Consider the following 25,867-nt stretch of genomic DNA (forward strand, 5'->3'; position numbering starts at 1 on the left):
CGAGCAGTGCCCTCCAAGGAGCCCCCGCGTCGCCGTGTCCCCGGCCCCGCCCGGCCCGCACGTCCCCGGCCCGCCTCCGCCGGGGCCCGCGCGTCCGGAGCGCGCCCGTCCCGTCCCGCACCGCGCCCGGCCGCGAAGCGGCCCCCGGCCCGGCAGCCCCGCACGATCCGGCTCGGCAGCCCGCGGCCCCGGCTGCGCCTGATCTCCCTCGGCCTGACCCTCGTCATGCTGGTCTTCGTGGTGCGGCTGCTCCAGGTCCAGGCCGTGGACGCCAGCGCGTACGCCGCGAAGGCCGACAAGTACCGCTTCCAGGAGTACACGCTCTCCGCCGAGCGGGGCGAGATCACCGACCGCAACGGCATCGCGCTCGCCTCCAGCGTCGACGCGTACGACATCACCGCCGACCCCAAGCTCTTCACTAGCGAGGAGTCGAAGATCGCGGACGCCCCCGAGCAGGCGGCCGCGCTCCTCGCCCCGATCCTCGGCAAGCAGCCCGCCGAGCTCGCGAAGAAGCTCCGTACCCCCAAGTCCCGCTACACCCTGCTGGCCCGCAAGCAGACCCCGCAGGTCTGGAACCAGATCAAGGACCTCAAGAAGGTCTACGGGCAGAAGGCGCAGGCCGTCGGAGGCAACGGGATCAACCTCCTCGGCGGCATCCTCAGCGAGCCCAGCACCAAGCGCGTGTACCCGAACGGCGAGCTCGCCGCCGGGATACTGGGCTACGTCAACGCCGAGGGCAAGGGCGCAGGCGGCGTGGAGTCCATGCTCGACGCGGAGCTCGCCGGCAAGGACGGCAAGATCCGCTTCACCCAGTCCGGCGGCCGCCAGGTGCCCACCGCGGGCTCCCAGGGCACCCCCGCCGTCCCCGGCTCCGACATCGAGCTGACCATCGACCGGGACATCCAGTGGGCCGCCCAGCAGGCCATCACCGAGCAGGTGAAGAAGTCCAGGGCGGACCGCGGCTACGTCGTCGTGCAGAACACGCGGACCGGCGAGGTCCTCGCCATGGCCAACGCCCCCGGCTTCGACCCCAACGACCTCTCCGCCGCCAACGCCGCCGCCATGGGCAACGCCGCCCTCCAGGACGCCTACGAGCCCGGCTCCACCGCCAAGGTCATGTCCATGGCCGCCGTCCTGGAGGAGGGCAAGGCGGCCCCCGACACCCACGTCACCGTCCCCAACCGGCTCCACCGCGGCGACCGGCTCTTCAAGGACGACATCGACCACATCACCTGGTACCTGACCCTCAACGGCGTCCTCGCCAAGTCCAGCAACATCGGCACCATCCTCGCCACCGGCCAGCTCGGCAAGGACCAGCCCGAGGTCAACCGGGTCCTCCACTCGTACCTGCGCAGGTTCGGCATCGGCAGCCCCACCGGCCTGGACTTCCCCGGCGAGACCCCCGGCATCCTCGCCAAGCCCCAGGACTGGTCGACCTCGCAGCAGTACACGATCCCCTTCGGCCAGGGCCTCTCCGTCAGCGCGATGCAGGCCGCCTCCGTGTACTCGACCATCGCCAACGGAGGCGTACGGATCGAACCGACCCTGGTGCGCGGTACGAAGGGCCCCGACGGGCGCTTCGCGGCGGCCCCCGCGCCCAAGGAGTCCCGGGTCGTCAGCGAGAAGACGGCCAAGACCCTCGCGCAGATGCTGGAGTCCGTCGTCAAGGACCGGGAGGGCACCGGCACCAAGGCCGCCATCCCCGGCTACCGCGTCGCCGGCAAGACCGGTACCGCCAACCGCGTCGACCCCGAGCTCGGCCGCTACAAGGGCTACACCGCCTCCTTCGCCGGCTTCGCCCCCGCCGACGACCCGCAGATCACCGTCTACTGCGCCATCCAGAACCCCACCAAGGGCAGCTACTTCGGCGGCCAGATCTGTGGCCCCATCTACAAGAAGGTCATGGAGTTCGCCCTCAAGACCCTCCACGTCGCACCCACGGGCAGCGACCCCGCCCGACTGCCGGTCACCTTCGAACCCACCCCGTGACACTCCGGGAGCACCAGTGACAACGATCACCCCTCATTCCGGGAACCGGAAATCGAACTCCGGCGAGGCCCCGGGCTCTTTTGGCCCCGCACAGGGTGCGCCCGGTACGCTCACCGCCGTGCCACACGCTGATCAGTACCGAAACGCCCCACCCCGGCCGGAGCAGGCCCGCCCGACACCCCTGGGCGACCTGGCCGCGCAGCTGGGGGCCGACGCCCCCCGGGCCGCCGAGATCTCGGGCATCACGCACGACTCGCGGGCCGTGCGCCCCGGGGACCTGTACGCGGCCCTGCCCGGCGCCCGCACCCACGGCGCCGACTTCGTCGCCCAGGCCGCCGGACTCGGCGCCGCCGCGATCCTCACCGACCCGGCGGGCGCCGAGCGCGCCGCCGCGACCGGCCTGCCGGTCCTCGTCGTGGAGAACCCGCGCGGCCGGATGGGCGAACTCGCCGCCGCGATCTACGGGCGCCCCGGCGAGGACCTCCTGCAGATCGGCATCACCGGCACCTCCGGCAAGACCACCACCGCGTACCTCGTCGAGGGGGGCCTGCGGGGCTCCGGGCGGAAGACCGGTCTCGTCGGCACCGTCGAGATGCGGATCGGCGACGAGCGCATCAAGTCGGAGCGCACCACCCCCGAGGCCACCGACCTCCAGGCGCTCTTCGCCGTCATGCGCGAGCGGGGCGTCGAGGCCGTCGCCATGGAGGTCTCCAGCCACGCCCTGGTGCTCGGCCGGGTCGACGGCTGCGTCTTCGACGTCGCCGTCTTCAACAACCTCAGCCCGGAGCACATGGAGTTCCACTCCGACATGGAGGACTACTTCCGGGCCAAGGCCGGGCTCTTCACGCCCGAGCGCAGCCGCCTGGGCGTGATCAACCTCGACGACGCCTACGGCCGCCGGCTCGCCGGGGAGGCGACCGTCCCGGTCGTCACCTTCTCCGCCGAGGGCCGCCCCGAGGCCGACTGGCGCGCCGAGGACCTCGTCCTCGGCTCCCACGACTCGACGTTCACCGCCGTCGGCCCCGAGGGCGAGCGGATCCCCGCCAGCGCCCCGCTGCCCGGCCCGTTCAACGTCGCCAACACCCTCGCCGCGATCGCCACCCTCGCCGCCGCGGGCCTCGACCCGAAGGCCGCCGCCGAGGGCGTCGCCGCCGTCCCCGGCGTCCCGGGCCGCCTGGAGCGGGTCGACGCCGGCCAGCCGTACCTCGCGGTCGTCGACTACGCGCACAAGACGGACGCCGTCGAATCCGTCCTGCGCTCCCTGCGCGAGGTCACCGAGGGCCGGCTGCACGTGGTCATCGGCTGCGGCGGCGACCGGGACACCACCAAGCGCGGCCCGATGGGCGCCGCCGCCGCCCGGCTCGCCGACACCGCCGTCCTGACCTCCGACAACCCCCGCTCCGAGGATCCCCTGGTGATCCTCAGCGCCATGCTCGCCGGCGCCGCCGAGGTGCCGGCGGGGGAGCGCGGGAACGTCCTGGTCGAACCCGACCGGGCCGCCGCCGTCGCGGCCGCCGTGTCCCGCGCACGGCCCGGCGACACCGTCCTGGTCGCCGGCAAGGGCCACGAGCAGGGCCAGGAGATCGCCGGGGTCGTACGCCCCTTCGACGACCGCGAGGTCCTGCGCGAGGCGATTCTCCGCCAGCAGAGCCAGCAGGACGCACACCGTCACGAGAACAGTCAGGGATGAAGCAGTGATCGCCCTCTCCCTCGCCGAGATCGCCGAAATCGTCGGCGGGCAGGCGCACGACATACCGGATCCGGCCGCCCGGATCACCGGCCCCGTCGTCATCGACTCCCGCGAGGTGCGGGCCGGCAGCCTCTTCGCGGCCTTCGCCGGTGAGCACGTCGACGGCCACGACTACGCGGAGCGCGCCGTCGCGGCGGGAGCGGCGGCCGTGCTCGCCGCCCGGCCCGTAGGCGTCCCCGCCATCGTCGTGGACGACGTCCAGACCGCGCTGGGGGCCCTCGCCCGCGCGGTCGTGGAGCGGCTCGGAACCGATGTCGTCGCCCTCACCGGATCGGCCGGCAAGACCTCCACCAAGGATCTGATCGCCCAGGTCCTCGACCGGCACGCGCCCACCGTGTGGACGCCCGGCTCGCTCAACAACGAGATCGGCCTGCCGCTCACGGCGCTCCGCGCGAGCGACGAGACCCGGCACCTGGTCCTGGAGATGGGCGCCCGCGGCATCGGACACATCCGCTACCTCGCCGGCCTCACCCCTCCCCGTATCGGCCTCGTCCTGAACGTGGGCACCGCCCACATCGGCGAGTTCGGCGGCCGCGAGCAGATCGCCGAGGCGAAGGGCGAGCTCGTCGAGGCCCTGCCGTCCGCCGAGGAGGGCGGCATCGCGGTCCTCAACGCCGACGACCCCCTCGTGCGCGCGATGGCGAGCCGCACCAAGGCCCGCGTGACCCTGTTCGGCGAAGCGGACGAAGCGGCCGTACGGGCCGAGAACGTCCGCCTCACAGAGAGCGGACAGCCTTCTTTCAGTCTTCACACACCCACCGGGTGCAGTGACGTGACCTTGCGCCTGTACGGTGAGCACCACGTGTCGAACGCGCTCGCAGCGGCCGCCGTCGCGCACGAGCTGGGCATGCCTGTCGAAGAGATCGCCACCGCGCTCTCCGAGGCCGGCACCCTTTCGCGCTGGCGCATGGAGGTCACCGAGCGTCCGGACGGCGTGACGATCGTCAACGACGCCTACAACGCGAACCCCGAGTCCATGCGAGCCGCCCTGCGCGCGCTCGCGGCCATGGGCAGGGCCGCACAGGCCCGAGGGGCTCGTACGTGGGCGGTGCTCGGCAAGATGGCCGAGCTCGGTGACGCATCGCTCGTCGAGCACGACGCGGTCGGACGGCTCGCCGTCCGGCTCAACGTCAGCAAGCTCGTGGCGGTCGGGGAGAGGGAAGCTTCCTGGCTGCAACTGGGCGCATATAACGAGGGTTCGTGGGGTGAGGAGTCGGTGCACGTGTCCGACGCGCAGGCGGCTGTCGACCTGTTGCGCAGTGAGCTGCGCCCGGGGGATGTCGTCCTTGTGAAGGCTTCCAGGTCGGTCGGTCTCGAACAGGTCGCGCTGGCGCTCCTCGACACCGAGGGCGAGGTCACCGGCCGATGAGGCAGATCCTCTTCGCGGGGGCCATCGGGCTCTTCCTGACCCTGATCGGCACGCCGCTGCTGATCAAGCTCCTTGCCCGCAAGGGGTACGGGCAGTTCATCCGGGACGACGGCCCGCGCGGTCACGCCGGGAAGAAGGGCACGCCCACCATGGGCGGTATCTCCTTCATCCTGGCCACGCTCATCGCGTACGCGCTGGCCAAGGTCATCACCGGTGAGGACCCGACGTACTCGGGCGTCCTGGTGCTGTTCCTCATGGCCGGCATGGGCCTGGTGGGCTTCCTCGACGACTACATCAAGATCGTCAAGCAGCGTTCGCTCGGTCTGCGGGCCAAGGCGAAGATGGCCGGCCAGCTGATCGTCGGCATCGCCTTCGCCGTGCTCGCGCTCCAGTTCGCGGACCTGCGCGGCAACACCCCGGCCTCCACGAAGCTCTCCTTCATCACGGACTTCGGCTGGGCCATCGGCCCGGTGCTCTTCGTGGTCTGGGCGCTCTTCATGATCCTGGCCATGTCCAACGGCGTGAACCTCACGGACGGTCTGGACGGCCTGGCCACCGGCGCCTCGGTGATGGTCTTCGGCGCGTACACCTTCATCGGGCTCTGGCAGTTCCAGGAGTCCTGTGCCAACGCGGTGACGCTGACCAACCCCAACGCCTGTTTCGAGGTCCGCGACCCGCTCGACCTCGCGGTCGTCGCCTCCGCGCTGATGGGCGCCTGCTTCGGCTTCCTCTGGTGGAACACCTCGCCCGCCAAGATCTTCATGGGTGACACCGGCTCGCTCGCCCTCGGCGGCGCCCTCGCCGGTCTCGCCATCTGCTCCCGTACGGAGCTCCTGCTGGCCCTGCTCGGCGGCCTGTTCGTGCTGATCACGATGTCCGTGGTCATCCAGGTCGGTTCGTTCAAGATGACCGGCAAGCGCGTCTTCCGGATGGCCCCCCTCCAGCACCACTTCGAACTCAAGGGGTGGTCCGAGGTCCTGGTCGTCGTCCGGTTCTGGATCATCCAGGGCATGTGCGTGATCGTGGGCCTGGGCCTCTTCTACGCGGGATGGGCATCGGAAAAGTGACAGAACAGCTCGACTGGAACGGCAAGAAGGTCACCGTCGCGGGGCTCGGGGTCTCCGGCATCCCGGCCGCCCGCGTCCTGCACGGCCTCGGCGCGCTCGTGACCGTCGTCAACGACGGCGACGACGAGCGCTCCCGGGCGCAGGCCGCCGAGCTCGAGGCGGAGGGCATCACCGTCCGCCTCGGCGACGGGGCGACGCTGCCGGCCGGCACCGAGCTGATCGTCACCACCCCCGGCTGGCGCCCCGACAAGCCCCTCTTCACGGCCGCCGCAGAGGCGGGCGTGGAGATCTGGGGCGACGTCGAGCTGGCCTGGCGGCTCCGCGGCCCGGACGCGGCCCCGTGGCTCGCGATCACCGGCACCAACGGCAAGACCACCACCGTGCGGATGCTCGCCTCGATCCTGGAGGCGGCCGGCCTGCGGACCGCCGCCGTCGGGAACATCGGCGTCTCGCTCCTCGACGCCGTCCTGGGCGAGGAGACGTACGACGTCCTCGCCGTCGAGCTCTCCAGCTACCAGCTGCACTGGGCGCCGTCCGTCCGCGCCCACTCGGCCGCCGTGCTCAACCTGGCGCCCGACCACCTCGACTGGCACGGCTCCATGGAGGCGTACGCCGCCGACAAGGGCCGCATCTACGAGGGCAACCAGGTCGCCTGCGTGTACAACGTCGCCGACAAGGTCACCGAGGACCTGGTGCGCGAGGCCGACGTCGAGGAGGGCTGCCGCGCGATCGGCTTCACCCTCGGCACCCCCGGCCCCTCCCAGCTCGGTGTCGTCGAGGGCATCCTCGTCGACCGGGCCTTCGTCGAGAACCGGCAGAAGAACGCCCAGGAGCTCGCCGAGGTCGCCGACGTCCAGCCGCCGGCCCCGCACAACATCGCCAACGCCCTCGCCGCCGCCGCCCTCGCGCGCGCCTTCGGCGTCGAGGCCAAGGCCGTACGGGACGGCCTCAAGGCCTTCCGGCCCGACCCGCACCGCATCGAACTGGTCGAGGAGGTCCAGGGAGTCACGTACGTCGACGACTCCAAGGCCACCAACACCCACGCCGCGGAAGCCTCGTTGGCCGCCTACGACCCGATCGTCTGGATCGCCGGCGGCCTCGCCAAGGGCGCGACCTTCGACGAGCTCGTCCAGCGGTCGGCGAAGCGCTTGCGCGGCGCCGTCCTGATCGGCGCCGACCGTGCCCTGATCCGCGAAGCCCTGGCGCGACACGCCCCGGAGGTCCCGGTGGTGGACCTCGACCGGACCGACACTGGGGCGATGTCCGAGGCGGTCCGCGAGGCGGCCCGGCTCGCCCAGCCGGGGGACACGGTCCTGCTCGCCCCGGCCTGCGCCTCGATGGACATGTTCACCAACTACAACAAGCGGGGCGAGGCCTTCGCGGACGCCGTCCGCGCCCTCGCCACCACCGGGGACGTCTGACCCGACCAGCAGGAGGGTCCGGCCGGACCGGGCACGACTGGAGGGGACAGCGACCATGCCGAGCAAGATCGCCGGGACACGCCGGCCTTCCGCCGTACGCGGCGGAGGGCGGGCCCCCGCGACCCCGCGGCGGCCGCGCGGCGGAGGTGTACGGGGGCTGTACGAGCGGCTCCGCAAGGCCTGGGACCGGCCCCTCACGGCGTACTACGTGATCATCGGCGCGGGGCTGCTCATCACCACGCTCGGCCTGGTGATGGTCTACTCCGCCTCGATGATCACGGCGCTCCGCTACGACCTGGTGCCCTCCTACTTCTTCCGGAAGCAGTTCATCGCCGCGCTCCTCGGCACCGGACTGCTCCTGGTCGCCTCCCGGATGCCGGTCAAGCTGCACCGGGCGCTGGCCTACCCGATCCTGGTCGGCGCGGTCTTCCTGATGGTCCTCGTGCAGATCCCCGGGATAGGGCACGCGGTCAACGGCAACCAGAACTGGATCTCCCTCGGCGGCCCCTTCCAGCTCCAGCCCAGTGAGTTCGGCAAGCTGGCGCTGATCCTGTGGGGGGCCGACCTGCTCGCCCGCAAGCAGGACATGCGTCTCCTCACCCAGTGGAAGCACATGCTGGTGCCGCTGGTGCCGGGCGCCTTCATGCTGCTCGGGCTGATCATGCTCGGCGGCGACATGGGCACCTCGATCATCCTCGCGGCCATCCTCTTCGGCCTGCTGTGGACGGCCGGAGCGCCCACCCGCCTCTTCGTCGGCGTCCTCGCGGTCGCCGGCGCGATCGGCGTGCTGCTGATCAAGACGAGCTCGAACCGGATGAAGCGCTTCGACTGCATCGGCGCGACCGACCCCGGCGGCGAGGGAGCCCCCTGTCTGCAGGCCGCGCACGGAATCTATGCTCTGGCCTCGGGCGGATGGTTCGGTTCCGGACTCGGTGCGAGCGTCGAGAAATGGGGCCAACTACCCGAAGCGCACACCGACTTCATCTTCGCGGTCACCGGTGAGGAACTGGGTCTCGCGGGGACGCTGTCGGTACTCGCCCTGTTCGCGGCTCTAGGCTATGCGGGTATCCGCGTGGCCGGAGGCACGGAGGACCCCTTCGTGAGGTTCGCCGCGGGAGGTGTGACCACCTGGATCACGGCTCAGGCCGTGATCAACATCGGTGCGGTGCTCGGCCTGCTGCCGATCGCCGGTGTCCCGCTCCCGCTGTTCTCCTACGGAGGGTCGGCCCTGCTGCCGACCATGTTCGCCGTCGGGCTCCTCATCGCCTTCGCGCGACAGGAACCCGCCGCGAAAGCGGCCCTGGCCATGCGCCGCCCCGGCTGGGGCAAGCGGGCCGGGAAGAGATGGAAGTCGATGCGACGGCGCGTCAAGAAGCGCCCGTCCGGAGAGCGGTGAATTTCGGTGCATGTCGTACTCGCCGGCGGGGGGACCGCCGGCCACATCGAGCCCGCGCTCGCCCTCGCGGACGCCCTGCGCAGGCAGGACCCCAGCGTGGGGATCACGGCGCTCGGCACGGAGAAGGGTCTGGAGACCCGGCTCGTGCCCGAGCGGGGCTACGAGTTGGCGCTCATCCCCGCCGTACCGCTGCCCCGCAAGCCCACCCCCGAGCTGATCACCGTCCCCGGGCGGCTGCGCGGCACGATCAAGGCGGCCGAGCAGGTCCTGGAGCGCACCAAGGCGGACTGCGTGGTCGGCTTCGGCGGCTATGTGGCCCTGCCCGGCTATCTCGCGGCCAAGCGCCTCGGGGTGCCCATCGTGGTCCACGAGGCCAACGCCCGGCCCGGCCTGGCCAACAAGATCGGTTCGCGGTACGCGGCCGGGGTCGCCGTCGCCACCCCGGACAGCAAGCTCCGCAACGCCCGTTACATCGGCATCCCGCTGCGGCACACCATCGCGACCCTCGACCGGGCCCGGGTGCGCCCCGAGGCGCGCGCCGCCTTCGGTCTCGACCCGAACCTGCCGACGCTGCTGGTCTCCGGCGGCTCCCAGGGCGCCCGGCGACTCAACGAGGTGATCCAGCAGATCGCCCCGGTGCTCCAGCGCTCCGGCATCCAGATCCTGCACGCGGTCGGCCCGAAGAACGAGATGCCGCGCGTCGACAACATGCCCGGTATGCCGCCGTACGTGCCGGTACCGTACGTGGACCGGATGGATCTCGCGTACGCCGCGGCCGACATGATGCTCTGCCGCGCGGGCGCGATGACCGTCGCCGAGCTCTCCGCCGTCGGGCTGCCCGCCGCCTACGTCCCGCTGCCCATCGGCAACGGTGAACAGCGGCTCAACGCCCAGCCGGTGGTCAAGGCCGGCGGTGGGCTCCTCGTCGACGACGCGGAGCTGACGCCGCAGTGGGTGCAGGGCAACGTCCTGCCCGTACTGGCCGATCCGCACCGGTTGTACGAGATGTCCCGTTCCGCCGCCGAGTTCGGCCGCCGGGACGCCGACGACCTGCTCGTCGGCATGGTGTACGAGGCGATCGCCGCCCGCCGACAGGCGTAGCGCGGCGGCGAGAGGCAGGAGCGCCAGGTGGTGGCAGCCGGACCGACGACCGCGGAGAAGAGCGGGACGGGCAAGTCGAAGGGGTCGTCGGAGCGGTCTTCCGGCACGGGCACCCGGAACCGACGGTTCCGGGTGCCCGCCCCCCGGGTGCTCCTCGTGGCGCTCGGTCTCGTCGCGCTCGTCGCCGGCGGGGTCTGGGCGCTCTACGGCTCGACCTGGTTCCGTGTAGAACGTGTGAAGACTTCCGGGACCCGGGTGCTGACGCCGGCCGAGGTCGAGGCGGTCGCCGCCGTCCCCATGGGCGCCCCGCTCGTCACCGTCGACACCGACGCGATCGAGGCCCGGCTCCGGCAGAAACTGCCGCGGATCGAATCCATCGACGTCGTGCGGTCATGGCCGCACGGAATCGGGCTGAAAGTGACGGAACGGAAGCCGGTTCTTCTTGTCGAAAAGGGCGGAAAATTCACCGAAGTGGACTCGACGGGGCTGCGGTTCGCCACCGTCGACACCGCGCCCCGCGGCGTCCCCTTCCTCGTCCTCGACAGCGCCTCCTCGCCGAGCCTCCGCCGCTTCGACGCGGACCGGCTGCTCTCGGAGGCGGTCCGCGTCCGGGGTGAACTCCCGGCGGAAATCGCCCGGGATACTCGTGTCGTACGCATCACCTCGTACGACTCCGTCACGCTGGAGCTGACCAGGGGCCGAACGGTCTTCTGGGGCAGCGGTGAGCACGGTCCTGTCAAGGCCCGGGTGCTGACCGCCCTCATGAAGGCCACTCCCAAAGCGGGGCACTTCGACGTAAGTGCCCCCACGGCCCCCGCCTCGTCCGGAAGTTGACGGCCATCTCCGCTGGCCAGCACCCTGGTTGGCCATCGCTACGGGTGATCACATAGGGTGAAAAGAAAAACGGGAGGTTCGGCGTGTTCGTTGAACGTGCGCCACTTGTCGACTTAGTGTCCTGTTCGGAAGAGTCCAGCGAACAGAGACGCTGGTAACCCTAAACTTCAACGTTAGGGTTTGGGTCGGCGATTCGGACCGTCCCAATCGGCATCCGTCGGAGCGGCGCGACCAACCGCGCAGCGACGACACGTAACTCGAGGCGAGAGGCCTTCGACGTGGCAGCACCGCAGAACTACCTCGCAGTCATCAAGGTCATCGGTGTCGGCGGCGGTGGTGTCAATGCCATCAACCGAATGATCGAGGTCGGCCTCAAGGGCGTCGAGTTCATCGCGATCAACACCGACGCTCAAGCGCTGTTGATGAGCGACGCCGACGTCAAGCTCGACGTCGGCCGTGAACTCACCCGCGGCCTCGGGGCCGGGGCCAACCCGGCCGTCGGTCGCAAGGCGGCAGAGGACCACCGTGAGGAGATCGAGGAGGTCCTCAAGGGGGCCGACATGGTCTTCGTCACCGCCGGCGAAGGCGGCGGCACCGGCACCGGCGGCGCGCCCGTCGTCGCCAACATCGCGCGCTCGCTCGGCGCCCTGACGATCGGTGTGGTCACCCGGCCGTTCACCTTCGAGGGCCGCCGTCGCGCCAACCAGGCGGAGGACGGCATCGCCGAGCTCCGCGAAGAGGTCGACACCCTCATCGTCATCCCCAACGACCGACTGCTGTCGATCTCGGACCGCCAGGTCTCCGTGCTCGACGCCTTCAAGTCGGCCGACCAGGTCCTCCTGAGCGGTGTCCAGGGCATCACCGACCTCATCACCACCCCGGGTCTGATCAACCTCGACTTCGCCGACGTCAAGTCGGTCATGTCCGAGGCCGGTTCGGCGCTCATGGGCATCGGCTCCGCCCGCGGCGACGACCGCGCGGTGGCGGCGGCCGAGATGGCGATCTCCTCGCCGCTTCTCGAAGCCTCCATCGACGGCGCCCGCGGCGTGCTGCTCTCCATCTCCGGCGGCAGCGACCTCGGTCTCTTCGAGATCAACGAGGCCGCGCAGCTGGTCAGCGAGGCGGCCCACCCCGAGGCCAACATCATCTTCGGCGCCGTCATCGACGACGCCCTCGGCGACGAGGTCCGGGTCACCGTCATCGCGGCCGGCTTCGACGGCGGCCAGCCGCCGGCCCGCCGGGACAACATCATCGGCTCGGTCTCTGCCAAGCGTGAGGAGCCGGCCCCGGCGCCCCGCATCACCGAGACCCCCCGCCCGCTGGGCGGCCTCGGCACGGTCGCCCCGCGCGAGGAGCCGGCCCCGGTCCCGGTCGAGCCCGCCCCGGTCGTCAACGAGACCCCGCTGACGTCGGCCCCGCCGGTCGTCCCGCCGGCCCGTCCGTACGCGGACAGCCAGGCCGAGGAGCTGGACGTCCCGGACTTCCTGAAGTGATAGGACATCGCTTCGACGCGAACGGCGCGCACTTCGCCTTCACCGACAGGTGGGGCGGGGTGAGCGCCGTTCCGTACGAGGAGCTCAACCTCGGCGGAGCGGTCGGGGACGACCCCGCGGCCGTCCTCGCCAACCGGGCGGCGGCCGCCGGGGCCCTCGGGCTCGACCCGGCGCGCGTGGTCTGGATGAACCAGGTCCACGGAGCCGACGTCGCCGAGGTCGACGGACCGTGGGGGGACGCGGTGATCCCGTCCGTCGACGCGATCGTCACCGCAAGACCCGGACTCGCCCTCGCCGTCCTCACCGCGGACTGCGTCCCCGTCCTCCTCGCCGACCCGGTCGCCGGAGTCACGGCCGCCGCCCACGCCGGGCGGCCCGGGATGGTCGCCGGAGTCGTCCCCGCCGCCGTCGCGGCGATGGTGAAGCTCGGTGCGGAACCCGCCCGGATCGTCGCCCGCACCGGACCCGCCGTCTGCGGCCGCTGCTACGAAGTGCCCGAGGCGATGCGCGCCGAGGTCGCGGCCGTCGAACCGGCCGCGTTCGCCGAGACCTCCTGGGGCACCCCCGCCGTCGACGTCGCCGCCGGAGTGCGCGCGCAGTTGGAGCGGCTCGGGGTCCTGGACATCGCGGACGCCGGGGTCTGCACCCTGGAATCGCGCGACCACTACTCGTACCGCCGCGATCGCACCACGGGGCGACTCGCGGGATATGTCTGGTTGTGAGAAGAGACATGACAGACCGCAAGTCGGAACTCGCCGCGAACCTGGCCCAGGTGGAGGAGCGCATCGCCGCCGCGTGCGCCGCCGCCGGACGCGCGCGGGAGGAGGTGACCCTGATCGTGGTCACCAAGACCTACCCCGCGAGCGACGTCAGACTCCTGCACGAGCTCGGGGTGCGGGACGTCGCCGAGAACCGGGACCAGGACGCCGCCCCCAAGGCGGCCGCCTGTGCCGACCTCGATCTGACCTGGCACTTCGTCGGCCAGTTGCAGACCAACAAGGTCAGATCCGTGGTGGCTTATGCCGATGTGGTGCAGTCTGTCGACCGCTTGAAGCTCGTTTCCGCCCTGTCCGCGGCCGCGGAGAAGGAGGGCCGGGAGCTCGGCTGTCTGATCCAGGTGGCGCTCGACGCCGAAGCCGGTGAGCGGGGTGACCGCGGCGGTGTCGCGCCGGACGGGATCGAGGAGTTGGCCGCGGCCGTGGACGCCGCGCCCGGACTGCGACTCGCCGGCCTGATGACCGTCGCCCCGCTCGCCGGGGAGTTCGCCGGACGGCAACGCGCCGCCTTCGACCGGCTGATGGATTTGTCGACTGCCCTGCGCGCGATCCGTCCGGCTGCGAACATGGTGTCAGCAGGGATGAGTGCGGACCTCGAGGAGGCCGTCGCTGCCGGGGCGACACACGTACGCGTCGGTACGGCGGTACTCGGTGTCCGCCCGAAGCTCGGGTAACGTCGCGAAGCAAGTCGGACCACAGCAGAAAATATGGTCATTCCGCAGAACGGCGGCTTGACCCGTGGATCGCCGGCACTTGGTGACAAGGCCGATCCACCACAGAGCGGAGGACTCAGAGAATGGCCGGCGCGATGCGCAAGATGGCGGTCTACCTCGGCCTCGTGGAGGACGATGGGTACGACGGCCGGGGCTTCGACCCCGACGACGACTTCGAACCCGAGCTGGAGCCGGAGCCCGAGCGCGACCGGCGCCACACCCCCCCGCGTCAGGTGGAGCGCGAGGAGCCGGTGCGAGTGGCGCAGCCCCCGGCTCCCCGGGAGCCGATTGCCCATTCTGTCCCGGTACTCGCCGAAAGCGGACGTCCGGCCCGAATTGCCCCCGTGGCATCCATCACACCCGAACGTCCGAGCCTGGAGAAGAACGCACCGGTGATCATGCCCAAGGTCGTGTCCGAGCGGGAGCCGTACCGCATCACCACGCTGCACCCGCGGACCTACAACGAGGCCCGTACCATCGGGGAACACTTCCGTGAGGGCACCCCGGTGATCATGAACCTCACGGAGATGGACGACACGGACGCGAAGCGACTTGTCGACTTTGCCGCCGGACTCGTCTTCGGGCTCCATGGCAGCATTGAGCGCGTGACGCAGAAGGTGTTCCTGTTGTCGCCTGCTAACGTCGATGTCACGGCGGAGGACAAGGCCCGGATCGCAGAGGGCGGATTCTTCAACCAGAGCTGAGAACACAAGAACCGGACGGACCGGTCGCGAAGCGGCCGGACAAGCGAGAGCACGAAAGCCAGGGGAGAGGGAAAAGCGGGATGGGCGTCGCACTACAGGTGGTCTACATCGTGCTGATGTGCTTCCTCGTCCTCCTGATCGTCCGGCTTGTCATGGACTACGTCTTCCAGTTCGCCCGTTCATGGCAACCCGGTAAGGCGATGGTGGTCGTCCTTGAGGCCACCTACACTGTCACCGATCCACCGCTCAAGCTTCTGCGGCGACTCATCCCGCCGTTGCGTCTCGGGGGCGTGGCACTCGACCTGTCCTTCTTCGTTCTGATGATCATCGTCTACATCCTGATCTCCATCGTGAGCAGCTTCGCGAGGTGATGGTGGAGGAACAAGTGGACGATACGGTCTTGCCGACTGCCGACGACTACGTAGAGGTGAAGAAGAGATGCCGCTGACCCCCGAGGACGTGCGGAACAAGCAGTTCACGACCGTCCGCCTTCGAGAAGGCTATGACGAGGACGAGGTCGATGCCTTCCTCGACGAGGTCGAAGCCGAACTGACCCGCCTGCTCCGCGAGAACGAGGACCTGCGCGCCAAGCTGGCCGCCGCGACGCGTGCCGCCGCGCAGAACCAGCAGCAGGGCATGCGCAAGCCCCCGGAGCCGCAGGATCGTCCCGTCGGTCCCGGCGCTCCGGTGCCCGCCGCCATATCCGGACCGCCGGCCCAGCAGCAGCCGCCGCAGATGGGTCCGCCGCAGCTGCCGTCCGGTGCCCCCGCGCTTCCCCCCGGCCCCATGCAGGGTGGCCCCATGCAGGGCGGGCCCATGGGCCCCGGCCCGATGCAGGGCGGCCCCATGCAGGGCGGACCGATGGGTCCCGGCCCGATGCAGGGCGGCCCCATGGGTCACCCGCAGCAGCAGCAGATGCAGCCGCCGCAGATGCAGCAGCCGCAGCAGGGCCCCGGTGGCGACAGCGCCGCGCGTGTCCTCTCGCTCGCCCAGCAGACCGCCGACCAGGCGATCGCCGAGGCGCGCTCCGAGGCCAACAAGATCGTCGGCGAGGCGCGCTCCCGCGCCGAGGGCCTGGAGCGGGACGCCCGCGCCAAGGCGGACGCTCTTGAGCGGGACGCGCAGGAGAAGCACCGCGTCGCGATGGGCTCCCTGGAGTCCGCCCGCGCCACGCTGGAGCGCAAGGTCGAGGACCTGCGCGGCTTCGAGCGCGAGTACCGCACGCGTCTGAAGTCCTACCTGGAGTCCCAGCTGCGTCAGCTGGAGACCCAGGCGGACGACTCGCTTGCTCCGCCGCGCACCCCGGCCACGGCCTCGCTGCCGCCGGCCCCGTCGATGGCCTCGGCGGGCGCGAGCGCGCCGTCCTACGGCGGCAACGGCGCGATGGGTGGTGCGCCGTCCATGGGTGGCGCCCCGTCCTACGGCGGCCAGCAGCAGATGTCCCCGGCGATGACCCAGCCGATGGCTCCGGTCCGGCCGCAGGCGCCGCAGCCGATGCAGCAGGCGCCGGCGCCGATGCGGGGCTTTCTGATCGACGAGGACGACAACTGAGGCGGCGGGTGTAACGCGCGTTGAGCGCGTAGCCGTCGGCAGGCTGCAAGGGCCGGTTCCCCAGGGGAACCGGCCCTTCGCCGTACCCGCGCCCGCGCTGGGCGGTGCCCCGCACCCGGTCTGGGCGGTGCCCACCCGCCGTGTGGGCAATCGTCCCGCTGGGGCGGGACGGGTGGGCACACGGGACGGCGCGCTCAGCGGCGCCTCCGCGTTCCGAGCCTGGACCCGCACCCGTAGCGGCGGTGCACATCGTGGTCCGGGTCAGGGCACATGAGCCTCTGGCGCCGGCAGGGCGCGGGTCCGTTGTGCCCACCCGTTCCGCCCCTTGCGGAACGCCTGCCCACAACGGGGGCGGCGGGCACCGCCCCGGCGGAACGTATGGCCGGGTGCGCGAAGGGCCCGGCACCGTTGTGGCGCCGGGCCCCTTCGCGTGTCGGTTACGCCTTGCGGAGGCGGAAGGTGAGGTTCAGGCCCTCGTCCTCGAAGGGCGTGCCGTACGAGGCGTCGGCCTCGCCCTCCGCGTAGTCCGTGGACAGGACCTCGTCCGCGATCAGCTCCGCGTGGGCCGTCAGGGCCTCCACGGTCTCCGGGGAGCCGGAGGTCCAGCGGAGCGCGATGCGGTCCGCGACGTCCAGGCCGCTGTTCTTGCGGGCCTCCTGGATCAGGCGGATCGCGTCACGGGCCAGGCCCGCGCGGCGCAGCTCCGGGGTGATCTCCAGGTCCAGGGCCACCGTCGCGCCCGCGTCGGAGGCGACCGACCAGCCCTCACGGGGGGTCTCCGTGATGATGATCTCCTCCGGGGTGACGGTGATGTCCTCGCCGTTCACCGAGAGCGTCGCCTCGCCGGAGCGGAGGGCCAGCGAGAGGGCCGCCGCGTCGGCCGCCGCGACCGCCTTCGCCACGTCCTGGACGCCCTTGCCGAAGCGCTTGCCGAGGGCGCGGAAGTTCGCCTTGGCCGTCGTGTCGACGAGCGAGCCGCCGACCTCCGACAGGGACGCCAGGGAGCTGACGTTCAGCTCCTCCGTGATCTGGGCCTGGAGCTCCGGCGACAGCGCCGCGAAGCCCGTCGCCGCGACCAGCGCGCGGGACAGCGGCTGGCGGGTCTTCACGCCCGACTCCGCGCGCGTCGCCCGGCCCAGCTCCACCAGGCGGCGGACCAGCAGCATCTGCTCCGAGAGCGTCTTGTCGACCAGGGTCGCGTCCGACTCGGGCCAGGTGGCCAGGTGGACCGACTCCGGGGCGTCCGGCGTCACCGGGGCCACCAGGTCCTGCCAGACCCGCTCGGTGATGAACGGGGTCAGCGGGGCCATCAGGCGGGTGACCGTCTCGATGACGTCGTGCAGGGTGCGGAGCGCGGAGGCGTCGCCCTGCCAGAAGCGGCGGCGCGAGCGGCGCACGTACCAGTTGGACAGGTCGTCGACGAAGGCCGAGATCAGCTTGCCGGTGCGCTGGGTGTCGTACGACTCCATCGCCTCGGTCGTCTCGGCGACCAGCGTGTTCAGCTCGGACAGCAGCCAGCGGTCGAGGACCGTGCGGTCGGCCGGCGCCGGGTCCGCGGCCGAGGGGGACCAGTCCGACGTACGGGCGTACAGGGCCTGGAAGGCCACCGTGTTCCAGTAGGTGAGGAGGGTCTTGCGCACGACCTCCTGGATCGTGCCGTGGCCGACGCGACGCGCCGCCCACGGGGAGCCGCCGGCCGCCATGAACCAGCGGACGGCGTCGGCGCCGTGCTGGTCCATCAGCGGGATCGGCTGGAGGATGTTGCCCAGGTGCTTGGACATCTTCCGGCCGTCCTCGGCGAGGATGTGGCCCAGGCAGACCACGTTCTCGTAGGACGACTTGTCGAAGACCAGCGTGCCGACCGCCATCAGCGTGTAGAACCAGCCGCGGGTCTGGTCGATCGCCTCGGAGATGAACTGCGCCGGGTAGCGGGACTCGAAGAGCTCCTTGTTCTGGTACGGGTAGCCGTACTGCGCGAACGGCATCGAGCCCGAGTCGTACCAGGCGTCGATGACCTCCGGCACGCGCGTGGCGGTCTTCGAGCAGCTCGGGCACGGGAAGGTCACCGCGTCGATGAACGGGCGGTGCGGGTCGAGCTCCGACTGGTCGGTGCCCGTCAGCTCCGTGAGCTCCGCGCGCGAGCCCACGCACGTCAGGTGGTCGTCCTCGCAGCGCCAGATCGGCAGCGGGGTGCCCCAGTAGCGGTTCCGGGACAGCGCCCAGTCGACGTTGTTCGTCAGCCAGTCGCCGAAGCGGCCGTGCTTGACCGACTCCGGGAACCAGTTGGTCCGCTCGTTCTCCTGGAGCATGCGGTCCTTGACCGCGGTCGTACGGATGTACCAGGACGGCTGCGCGTAGTAGAGCAGGGCCGTGTGGCAGCGCCAGCAGTGCGGGTAGCTGTGCTCGTACGCGATGTGCCTGAAGAGCAGGCCGCGCGCGTCCAGGTCGGCCGTGAGGGCCTCGTCGGCCTTCTTGAAGAAGACGCCGCCGACCAGCGGCACGTCCTCCTCGAAGGTGCCGTCGGGGCGGACCGGGTTCACGACCGGCAGGCCGTACGCCTTGCAGACCTTGAGGTCGTCCTCACCGAAGGCGGGGGACTGGTGGACCAGACCCGTACCGTCCTCCGTCGTGACGTACTCGGCGTTGACGACGTAGTGGGCCTCCTCGGGGAAGGCCACCAGCTCGAAGGGGCGCTGGTAGGTCCAGCGCTCCATCTCCGCGCCCGTGAAGGACTCGCCCGTGGTCACCCAGCCCTCGCCGAGCGCCTTCTCCAGGAGGGGCTCGGCGACGACCAGCTTCTCGTCGCCGTCCGTGGCGACCACGTAGGTCACCTCGGGGTGCGCGGCGACGGCCGTGTTGGACACCAGGGTCCACGGGGTCGTCGTCCAGACCAGGAGCGCCGCCTTGCCCGCGAGCGGGCCGGACGTGAGCGGGAAGCGCACGTACACGGAGGGGTCGACGACCGTCTCGTAGCCCTGCGCCAGCTCGTGGTCGGAGAGGCCGGTGCCGCAGCGGGGGCACCAGGGGGCGACGCGGTGGTCCTGGACCAGGAGGTCCTTGTCGAAGATCTGCTTGAGCGACCACCAGACCGACTCGATGTACGAGGGGTCCATGGTCCGGTACGCGTCGTCGAGGTCGACCCAGTAGCCCATGCGGGTCGTGAGCTCGGCGAAGGCGTCGGTGTGCCGGGTCACGGACTCGCGGCACTTCTCGTTGAACTCGGCGATGCCGTACGCCTCGATGTCCTTCTTGCCGGAGAAGCCGAGCTCCTTCTCGACGGCGAGCTCGACCGGCAGGCCGTGGCAGTCCCAGCCGGCCTTGCGGGCCACGTGGTAGCCGCGCATGGTCCGGAAGCGGGGGAACACGTCCTTGAAGACGCGGGCCTCGATGTGGTGGGCGCCGGGCATGCCGTTGGCGGTGGGCGGGCCCTCGTAGAACACCCACTCGGGGCGTCCCTCGGACTGCTCCAGGGTCTTCGCGAAGACCTTGCTCTCGCGCCAGAAATCGAGCACGTCGTGCTCCAGCGCGGGCAGGTCGACCTGGGCGGGCACCTGGCGGTACTGCGACATCGATCTTCCTCCGGCGGACGGTTCTCTTCCGTCGGAGGGACGAGAGCGCTGCTCCCGCGGTACCACCCTCCTTGGCCCCGGACGTGATCGCCCTGAGCCCCCTCATTGGGGTCGCGACGCCGGTTCTAGTCACCGCACTGTCGTGCGGCTTTCTTCCGACGGCTCCGGGGTGATGCTTCACATCGGGCTCGCCCCCGGGCTCTCACCGTCCCCGGGTCGCTCATGGCTGCTTGCGACGCTACTCGTCCCCATCCAAGCCTTTCGCTGTGGCCAGTGTAAGGGGCCGGAGGGGAGGCGGCAGACCGGTTTTCCCGTGACCCGAATGGCCATACGGCCCGGGTTCGACTTCCTGTGCGGCCATGTGGGGGAGGGGTGGGACGGATAACCGGGCGGGGAGCTGGGCACAACGGAGGCAGGCCCGCCCCGTGGGGAGCGGGGGCGGGTGGGAACGGCGGCGTGCCCCGTTGCTGCGGGCCTTGGGCCGATTTATCGTCCCAGCACGATTCGCGAGCAAGATCACAAAATGTGAAGGGGCCGCGACATGGTGGCGAAGAAGACCGCCGCGAAGAAGACCTCGGTCGCCGGTTCCGCCGGCACGGCCGGGGTCGCCGAGGACATGGCCGCCAAGGACGTGGCCGGCAAGAAGTCGACGGTCGACGGGAAACCGGTCGCGAAGAAGACGCCGGCCAGGAAGACGGTCACGAAGAAGACGGTCGCGAAGAAGTCGGTCGCGAAGAAGACCGCGGCCCGGAGGACGGCCGCCGCGGACCCGGCCCCGAAGGACGCCGTCGGGAGAGAGGCCGGTGCGGCGGACCCCGCCGGCGAGGCCTCCGTCGACGACGCCCCCGCCCCGAGGACGCCCGCCAAGAAGGCCGTGGCGAAGAAGGCGGCCGCCAGGAAGGCGCCCGCCGCGAAGAAGCAGACAGGAGCCAGGACGGTGGCAGCGAAGAAGACCGCGGGTGGCGTCACGACCGTCGGCGACGAGGCGGCGGTGCCCCCGGCGCGGGCCGGTGAGCTCGCGGTGCGTCCCGGCGAGGACCCGTGGACGCCGGAGGAGGTCGCCGAGGCCCGCAGCGGCCTCCAGGCGGAGGTGCTGCGGCTGCGCAGCGAGCTCGTCCACTCCCAGGAGGAGCTGACCGGCCTGATGCGGGACTCCGGCGACGGCGCCGGGGACGACCAGGCCGACACCGGCACCAAGAACATCACGCGCGAGCACGAGCTGGCCCTCGCGGCGAACGCCCGGGAGATGCTGGAGCAGAGCGAGCACGCCCTGGAGCGGCTCGACGCGGGCACGTACGGCCTGTGCGAGGTGTGCGGCAAGCCGATCGGCAAGGCGCGGATGCAGGCCTTCCCGCGGGCCACGCTCTGCGTCGAGGACAAACAGCGACAGGAGCGGCGCGGCTGACGATCTCGGCTGCCGGTCTCGTACGCCTGTGCCGTACCCTCGGTGCACGGTCAGGCATCGAGGTCGAGGGACTCACTCACGTGGCAGAGGCGGAGCGCATCATCGGTACGCCGGATTCAGCAGGGGCCGACGAGACGGCCGCCCCCGACGGCACGGCCGCTCCCGAGGAGCGGCCCAGGGGCAGGCGCCGGATCGTCGCCCTCTTCGTCGTGGCCGTGCTCGCCTATCTGCTCGACCTCGGCAGCAAGATGCTGGTGGTCGCCAAGCTGGAGGGCCACGAGCCGATCGACCTGGTCGGCGACCTGCTGCGGCTCGACGCCATCCGGAACCCGGGCGCCGCCTTCGGCATGGGCGAGGCCTTCACGATCATCTTCACCTGCATCGCCGCCGCCGTGATCGTCGTGATCATCCGGCTGGCGCGGAAGCTCTACAGCCTGCCCTGGGCGATCGCGCTGGGCCTGCTGCTCGGCGGCGCGCTCGGCAACCTCACGGACCGGATCTTCCGCTCGCCGGGCGTCTTCGAGGGCGCGGTCGTGGACTTCATCGCCCCCGCGCACTTCGCCGTCTTCAACCTCGCCGACTCGGCGATCGTCTGCGGCGGCATCCTGATCGTCCTGCTGTCCTTCCGGGGCCTGGACCCGGACGGCACCGTCCACAAGGACTGAGCACGCAGGACCGAGCACTCCCGGCACAAGGCATACTCGACGGGTGAGCACGAGTCCCGAGATCCGCACGCTGCCCGTTCCCGATGGCCTGGAGGGCGAGCGCGTCGACGCCGCCATCGCCCGTATGTTCGGGTTCTCCCGTACGAAGGCGGCCGAGCTGGCCGCCGCAGGGAAGGTCCAGGTCGACGGCTCCGTCGTCGGCAAGTCCGAGCGGGTCAGCGGTGGCGCGTGGCTCGAGGTCGAGATGCCGGGCGCGCCCGCGCCGGTGCAGATCGTCGCCGAGCCCGTCGAGGGCATGGAGATCGTCCACGACGACGACGACATCGTCGTGATCATGAAGCCGATCGGTGTCGCCGCGCACCCCAGCCCCGGCTGGACCGGCACCACCGTGATCGGCGGCCTCGCCGCCGCCGGGTACCGGATCTCCACCTCCGGCGCCGCCGAGCGCCAGGGCATCGTGCACCGCCTCGACGTCGGCACCTCCGGCCTGATGGTGGTCGCCAAGTCGGAGTACGCGTACACCTCGCTCAAGCGCCAGTTCAAGGAGCGCACGGTCGACAAGCGCTACCACGCGCTGGTCCAGGGCCACCCGGACCCGATGAGCGGCACCATCGACGCGCCGATCGGCCGGCACCCGAACCACGACTACAAGTGGGCGGTCACCGCCGACGGCAAGCCCTCCGTCACGCACTACGACCTCATCGAGGCGTACCGGTCGGCCTCGCTGCTCGACATCAAGCTGGAGACGGGCCGCACCCACCAGATCCGGGTGCACATGTCCGCCCACCGCCACCCCTGCGTCGGCGACCTCACCTACGGCGCCGACCCCACGCTCGCCAAGCGTCTCGGTCTGACCCGGCAGTGGCTGCACGCCGTCCGCCTCGGCTTCGAGCACCCGGGCGACGGGTCCTGGGTCGAGTTCGCGAGCACCTACCCCGAGGACCTGCAGAAGGCCCTGGACCGGATCGCATCGGAGAGCCAGTGACCGCCGAGTACACCGTCCGCGAGGCGACCGGGACCGAGGACCGTGAGGCGTGCTTCGTGGTGCGCCGCGAGGTCTTCGTCGAGGAGCAGGGCGTTCCGCAGGAGATCGAGTACGACACGTACGACGAGACGGCGGTGCACGTCCTCGCCGTCCGCGCGGACGGGCTGCCGCTGGGCACCGGACGTCTGCTCCACGGGGCGGACGCGGCCGGCAAGACCGGCGGCGACGCCTCGGTGGGCTCGCTCGGTCGGCTCGCGGTGTCGAAAGCCGCGCGCGGTCTCGGCGTCGGTGCGGCGCTCGTGCGGGGCATCGAGGACGCGGCGCGGGAGCGCGGTCTGAGCGCCGTCGACCTGCACGCGCAGACCCACGCCCTCGGCTTCTACGAGCGGCTCGGGTACGAGGCGTACGGCCCGGAGTTCCCGGACGCGGGCATCCCGCACCGGTCCATGAGGCGCGCGCTGTAGCGGACACGGCTGAGGGCCGGTCCGGAAGGACAGGCCCTGCATGGACACCCGGGGGACGGTCTGCCCGGCCCGGACCGGGTGATCGTGGTGGTGGCTACTTGAAGGTGTGGCACCCGTGCGGGCGCTCGTCGACGGGTCCGGTGCACTGACCGCTCTGGCCGCCGCCGTTTCCGCCGTTGGTCGGCGGCGACGGGTTCGCCAGTGCTGCCGAGCCGGCGCCGAGCACGCCGGCGACGGCCAGCACCAAGGCGGCCGCGCGGCGCCCGATGTGCTGCCTCAACATGACATCCTCCTGGCGAGTGATTGGAATGTCCCTTTTGTGATAGGGGTTCTGATCTTCGCCCGCCTGGAGAGGACACCGTGGACCAGCTCGCCCTGCTGTTCCTGCTGCTGCTCGGCGCCGTGCTCACCGTGCCCCTGGGGGAGCGGCTGGGGCTGCCCGCGCCCGTCCTGATGACCCTCATCGGGATCGTGCTGGCCTTCCTGCCCTTCGTGCCGAACGTCGACATCCCGCCGGAGTTCATCCTCCCGCTGGTGCTGCCGCCGCTGCTCTACGCCTCCGTGCAGCGGACCTCCTGGCGGCAGTTCGCGGCCAACAGGCGGCCCATCTTCCTGCTCGCGGTCGCCCTGGTCTTCGTCACCACCGCCGCCGTCGGCGCGGTCGCGCACTCGCTCGTGCCGGGCCTTCCACTGGCCGCCGCGCTGGCACTCGGCGCCCTCGTCGCGCCGCCGGACCCGGTCGCCGCGACCGCCGTGGCGGGCTCGCTCGGGCTGCCCCGCCGGCTCGTGTCGATCCTGGAGGGCGAGGGACTCTTCAACGACGTCACGGCGATCGTGCTCTACCACGTGGCGATCGCCGCCGTCGTCAGCGGCTCCTTCTCCTGGCCCGAGGCGCTCGGCGAGTTCGCGCTCTCGGCCGTGGTCGCCGTGATCGTCGGCCTGACGCTCGGCTGGCTCTCCAACAAGCTCATCGGCCTCCTCGGCGACGCCACCCTGCAGACCGGCCTCACCCTCCTCGTCCCCTTCGTGAGCTACGTCATCGCCGAGGAGCTGCACGGCTCCGGCGTCCTCGCCGTCCTGCTCACCGCGCTCTTCCTGGCCGAGCACGCGGCCGACGCCGACGACGTCATGGGCCGGCTCGCCGGGCAGACCTTCTGGCAGATCGTCGACACCCTCGTCACCGGCATCGCCTTCGGTCTCATCGGCCTGGAGCTCGTCCATGTCTTCGGAGTGGCCGAGGGCCGCGGCTGGGAGATGCTCGGCTGGGGCGCGGCCGTGGTCGGCGTGGTCGTCGGCGTGCGGCTCCTGTGGCTGCTGCCGGCCACCTGGCTGGCGAAGAGGCTGCACACGCTCCGGGACGTCGACGAGGAGATCCCGATGAGCTGGCGGGAGACCGTCGTCATGTGGTGGGCGGGGATGCGGGGGGTGGCCTCGGTCGCCCTCGCCCTCGCCATCCCGTTCCGCACCGACGACGGCTCACCCTTCCCCGGCCGCGACGAGATCGTCTTCATCGCCTTCTGCGTGATCATCGCCACCCTCGTCTTCCAGGGCCTCACCCTGCCCTGGCTGGTGAGGCGGCTCGGGGTGCGGGCCGACACGGACGCCGAACGCGCCCTGGAGCGGGAGCTCGCGATCCGGGCCGCGAAGGCCGCCAGGCGCAGGCTCAAGGAGATCGAGGAGGTCGAGGAGCTGCCCGAGGAGGTGCAGGAGCGGCTGCTGCGCGGGGCGTACGACATCGGGGCGCGGATCAGCCCCGACATGGTGGACGACGAGCGGCGGGCCGCCTTCATGGAGCGGACGAAGCGGTTCAAGGCCGTGCAGCGGATCCAGCGGGAGCTGATGTCGGCCGCCCGGCACGAGGTTCTCGCGGCGCGCAGCGAACCGGGCGCCGACCCCGAGGTGGTGGACCGGGTGCTGCGCCACCTGGACGTGCGCAGCATGCGCTGACGGCGGGGCCGTCGGCGGCGGGTGGCAGGATGGGACGCATGGACATCATGCTCTTCCACTCGGCCTACGGGCTGACCCCTTCCGTCGAGGCGGCCGCCGAGCGGCTCCGGGCCGCCGGCCACCAGGTCTGGACTCCGGACCTCTACGACGGACGGACGGTCGGGACCGTCGAGGAGGGCGTGGTGCTCCGCGACGAGATCGGCAAGGACGAGCTGCTCAAGCGCGCGGTCCTGGCCGCCGCTCCCTACTCCGAGCGCGGCCTGGTCTACATGGGTCTGTCCCTCGGGGCCTCGATCGCGCAGACCCTGGCGCTCGGTGACGAGAAGGCGCGCGGGCTGCTGCTGCTCCACGGCACCTCGGACATCGCGGAGTCGGCCGCGGTGGACGAGCTGCCGGTGCAGCTGCACGTGGCCGAGCCGGACCCCTTCGAGACGGACGACTGGCTGTCCTCCTGGTACCTCCAGATGCGCAAGGCCGGGGCGGACGTGGAGATCTACCGCTACCGGGGCGCGGGGCACATCTACACGGATCCGGAGCTGCCGGACTACGACGCGGAGGCGGCGGAGCGGACCTGGTCGGTCGCGCTGTCCTTCATCGACAGCCTGTAGGACGACAGCCTGCAGGGCGACGGTCTTCAGGACGACGGCCTTCGGGACGTACGGAAAAGG

The 25,867-nt window shown here is 71.2% G+C and carries 22 protein-coding genes; 20 read left to right on the top strand and 2 right to left on the bottom strand.

Annotation, left to right across the window (positions count from 1 at the left end; translation table 11 throughout):
* Positions 1-6: 6 nt before the first annotated feature.
* The 14 genes from AC07AW_RS11250 to AC07AW_RS11315 all read left to right on the top strand — a co-directional run bounded on the left by AC07AW_RS11250 (position 7) and on the right by AC07AW_RS11315 (position 16,164).
* On the top strand, positions 7-1,989 hold the full coding sequence (locus AC07AW_RS11250) for a peptidoglycan D,D-transpeptidase FtsI family protein (protein ID WP_478815158.1): 1,983 nt from the start codon (positions 7-9) through the stop codon (positions 1,987-1,989).
* Positions 1,990-2,005: 16 nt separating this feature from the next.
* Positions 2,006-3,679 carry a UDP-N-acetylmuramoyl-L-alanyl-D-glutamate--2,6-diaminopimelate ligase gene (locus AC07AW_RS11255; protein ID WP_478815159.1) on the top strand — a complete coding sequence of 558 codons (1,674 nt, stop codon included), beginning with the start codon at positions 2,006-2,008 and terminating at the stop codon, positions 3,677-3,679.
* 4 nt (positions 3,680-3,683) lie between these two features.
* Entirely contained in the window at positions 3,684-5,108 is a 1,425-nt protein-coding gene (locus tag AC07AW_RS11260) for a UDP-N-acetylmuramoyl-tripeptide--D-alanyl-D-alanine ligase (protein ID WP_478815160.1), read from the top strand.
* Positions 5,105-6,175 (top strand): phospho-N-acetylmuramoyl-pentapeptide-transferase, encoded by a 1,071-nt coding sequence (mraY, locus tag AC07AW_RS11265; protein WP_392152981.1) that lies wholly within the window; start codon positions 5,105-5,107, stop codon positions 6,173-6,175. Before AC07AW_RS11260 ends, mraY begins: the two co-directional genes overlap by 4 nt.
* A complete protein-coding gene (gene murD, locus AC07AW_RS11270; protein WP_478815161.1) occupies positions 6,157-7,596 on the top strand; it encodes a UDP-N-acetylmuramoyl-L-alanine--D-glutamate ligase in 1,440 nt (479 codons plus the stop codon). Before mraY ends, murD begins: the two co-directional genes overlap by 19 nt.
* A 55-nt stretch (positions 7,597-7,651) precedes the next feature.
* Entirely contained in the window at positions 7,652-8,992 is a 1,341-nt protein-coding gene (gene ftsW / locus AC07AW_RS11275; RefSeq protein ID WP_478815162.1) for a putative lipid II flippase FtsW, read from the top strand.
* 6 nt (positions 8,993-8,998) lie between these two features.
* Positions 8,999-10,093, top strand: coding sequence for an undecaprenyldiphospho-muramoylpentapeptide beta-N-acetylglucosaminyltransferase (gene murG, locus AC07AW_RS11280; protein ID WP_369143751.1), 1,095 nt, complete (start codon positions 8,999-9,001; stop codon positions 10,091-10,093).
* A 30-nt stretch (positions 10,094-10,123) separates the two neighbouring features.
* Positions 10,124-10,927 (top strand): cell division protein FtsQ/DivIB, encoded by an 804-nt coding sequence (locus AC07AW_RS11285; protein ID WP_478815163.1) that lies wholly within the window; start codon positions 10,124-10,126, stop codon positions 10,925-10,927.
* 278 nt (positions 10,928-11,205) lie between these two features.
* Positions 11,206-12,420 (top strand): cell division protein FtsZ, encoded by a 1,215-nt coding sequence (ftsZ, locus tag AC07AW_RS11290; RefSeq protein ID WP_478815164.1) that lies wholly within the window; start codon positions 11,206-11,208, stop codon positions 12,418-12,420.
* Positions 12,417-13,142 (top strand): peptidoglycan editing factor PgeF, encoded by a 726-nt coding sequence (gene pgeF, locus AC07AW_RS11295; RefSeq protein ID WP_478815165.1) that lies wholly within the window; start codon positions 12,417-12,419, stop codon positions 13,140-13,142. The genes ftsZ and pgeF overlap by 4 nt, the downstream gene beginning before the upstream one ends.
* An 8-nt stretch (positions 13,143-13,150) precedes the next feature.
* Entirely contained in the window at positions 13,151-13,870 is a 720-nt protein-coding gene (locus tag AC07AW_RS11300) for a YggS family pyridoxal phosphate-dependent enzyme (protein WP_478815166.1), read from the top strand.
* A 122-nt stretch (positions 13,871-13,992) separates the two neighbouring features.
* Positions 13,993-14,613 (top strand): cell division protein SepF, encoded by a 621-nt coding sequence (locus AC07AW_RS11305; protein ID WP_190157125.1) that lies wholly within the window; start codon positions 13,993-13,995, stop codon positions 14,611-14,613.
* 80 nt (positions 14,614-14,693) lie between these two features.
* Complete coding sequence (locus AC07AW_RS11310) at positions 14,694-14,984, top strand: YggT family protein (RefSeq protein ID WP_017238790.1); 291 nt, start codon at positions 14,694-14,696, stop codon at positions 14,982-14,984.
* Positions 14,985-15,051: 67 nt separating this feature from the next.
* Positions 15,052-16,164 (top strand): DivIVA domain-containing protein, encoded by a 1,113-nt coding sequence (locus AC07AW_RS11315; protein ID WP_478815167.1) that lies wholly within the window; start codon positions 15,052-15,054, stop codon positions 16,162-16,164.
* Between the two features lie 437 nt (positions 16,165-16,601).
* On the opposite strand, the gene ileS is transcribed toward AC07AW_RS11315, so the two are convergent.
* Positions 16,602-19,733, bottom strand: coding sequence for an isoleucine--tRNA ligase (gene ileS, locus AC07AW_RS11320; RefSeq protein ID WP_478815168.1), 3,132 nt, complete (start codon positions 19,731-19,733; stop codon positions 16,602-16,604).
* A gap of 541 nt (positions 19,734-20,274) precedes the next feature.
* Between ileS and AC07AW_RS11325 the strand changes: the two genes are divergently transcribed.
* The 4 genes from AC07AW_RS11325 to AC07AW_RS11340 all read left to right on the top strand — a co-directional run bounded on the left by AC07AW_RS11325 (position 20,275) and on the right by AC07AW_RS11340 (position 23,252).
* A complete protein-coding gene (locus tag AC07AW_RS11325) occupies positions 20,275-21,138 on the top strand; it encodes a TraR/DksA family transcriptional regulator (protein ID WP_478815169.1) in 864 nt (287 codons plus the stop codon).
* 80 nt (positions 21,139-21,218) lie between these two features.
* The gene (lspA, locus tag AC07AW_RS11330) at positions 21,219-21,803 is read left to right on the top strand and encodes a signal peptidase II (RefSeq protein WP_478815170.1); all 585 of its coding nucleotides are present in this window, start codon (positions 21,219-21,221) and stop codon (positions 21,801-21,803) included.
* 43 nt (positions 21,804-21,846) lie between these two features.
* Entirely contained in the window at positions 21,847-22,788 is a 942-nt protein-coding gene (locus AC07AW_RS11335) for an RluA family pseudouridine synthase (protein ID WP_478815171.1), read from the top strand.
* The gene (locus AC07AW_RS11340; RefSeq protein ID WP_478815172.1) at positions 22,785-23,252 is read left to right on the top strand and encodes a GNAT family N-acetyltransferase; all 468 of its coding nucleotides are present in this window, start codon (positions 22,785-22,787) and stop codon (positions 23,250-23,252) included. The genes AC07AW_RS11335 and AC07AW_RS11340 overlap by 4 nt, the downstream gene beginning before the upstream one ends.
* A gap of 94 nt (positions 23,253-23,346) precedes the next feature.
* Here the strand turns inward: AC07AW_RS11340 and AC07AW_RS11345 are convergent, their stop codons facing one another.
* Positions 23,347-23,535, bottom strand: a complete 189-nt coding sequence (locus AC07AW_RS11345; RefSeq protein ID WP_392153002.1) for a hypothetical protein — start codon at positions 23,533-23,535, stop codon at positions 23,347-23,349.
* Between the two features lie 77 nt (positions 23,536-23,612).
* On the opposite strand from AC07AW_RS11345, the gene AC07AW_RS11350 reads away from it, so the two are divergent.
* Positions 23,613-25,199, top strand: coding sequence for a Na+/H+ antiporter (locus AC07AW_RS11350; RefSeq protein WP_478815173.1), 1,587 nt, complete (start codon positions 23,613-23,615; stop codon positions 25,197-25,199).
* A gap of 38 nt (positions 25,200-25,237) precedes the next feature.
* Positions 25,238-25,807 carry a dienelactone hydrolase family protein gene (locus AC07AW_RS11355; RefSeq protein ID WP_453521721.1) on the top strand — a complete coding sequence of 190 codons (570 nt, stop codon included), beginning with the start codon at positions 25,238-25,240 and terminating at the stop codon, positions 25,805-25,807.
* Positions 25,808-25,867 lie beyond the last annotated feature (60 nt).

It is taken from the genome of Streptomyces sp. NPDC044003, from assembly GCF_056435185.1.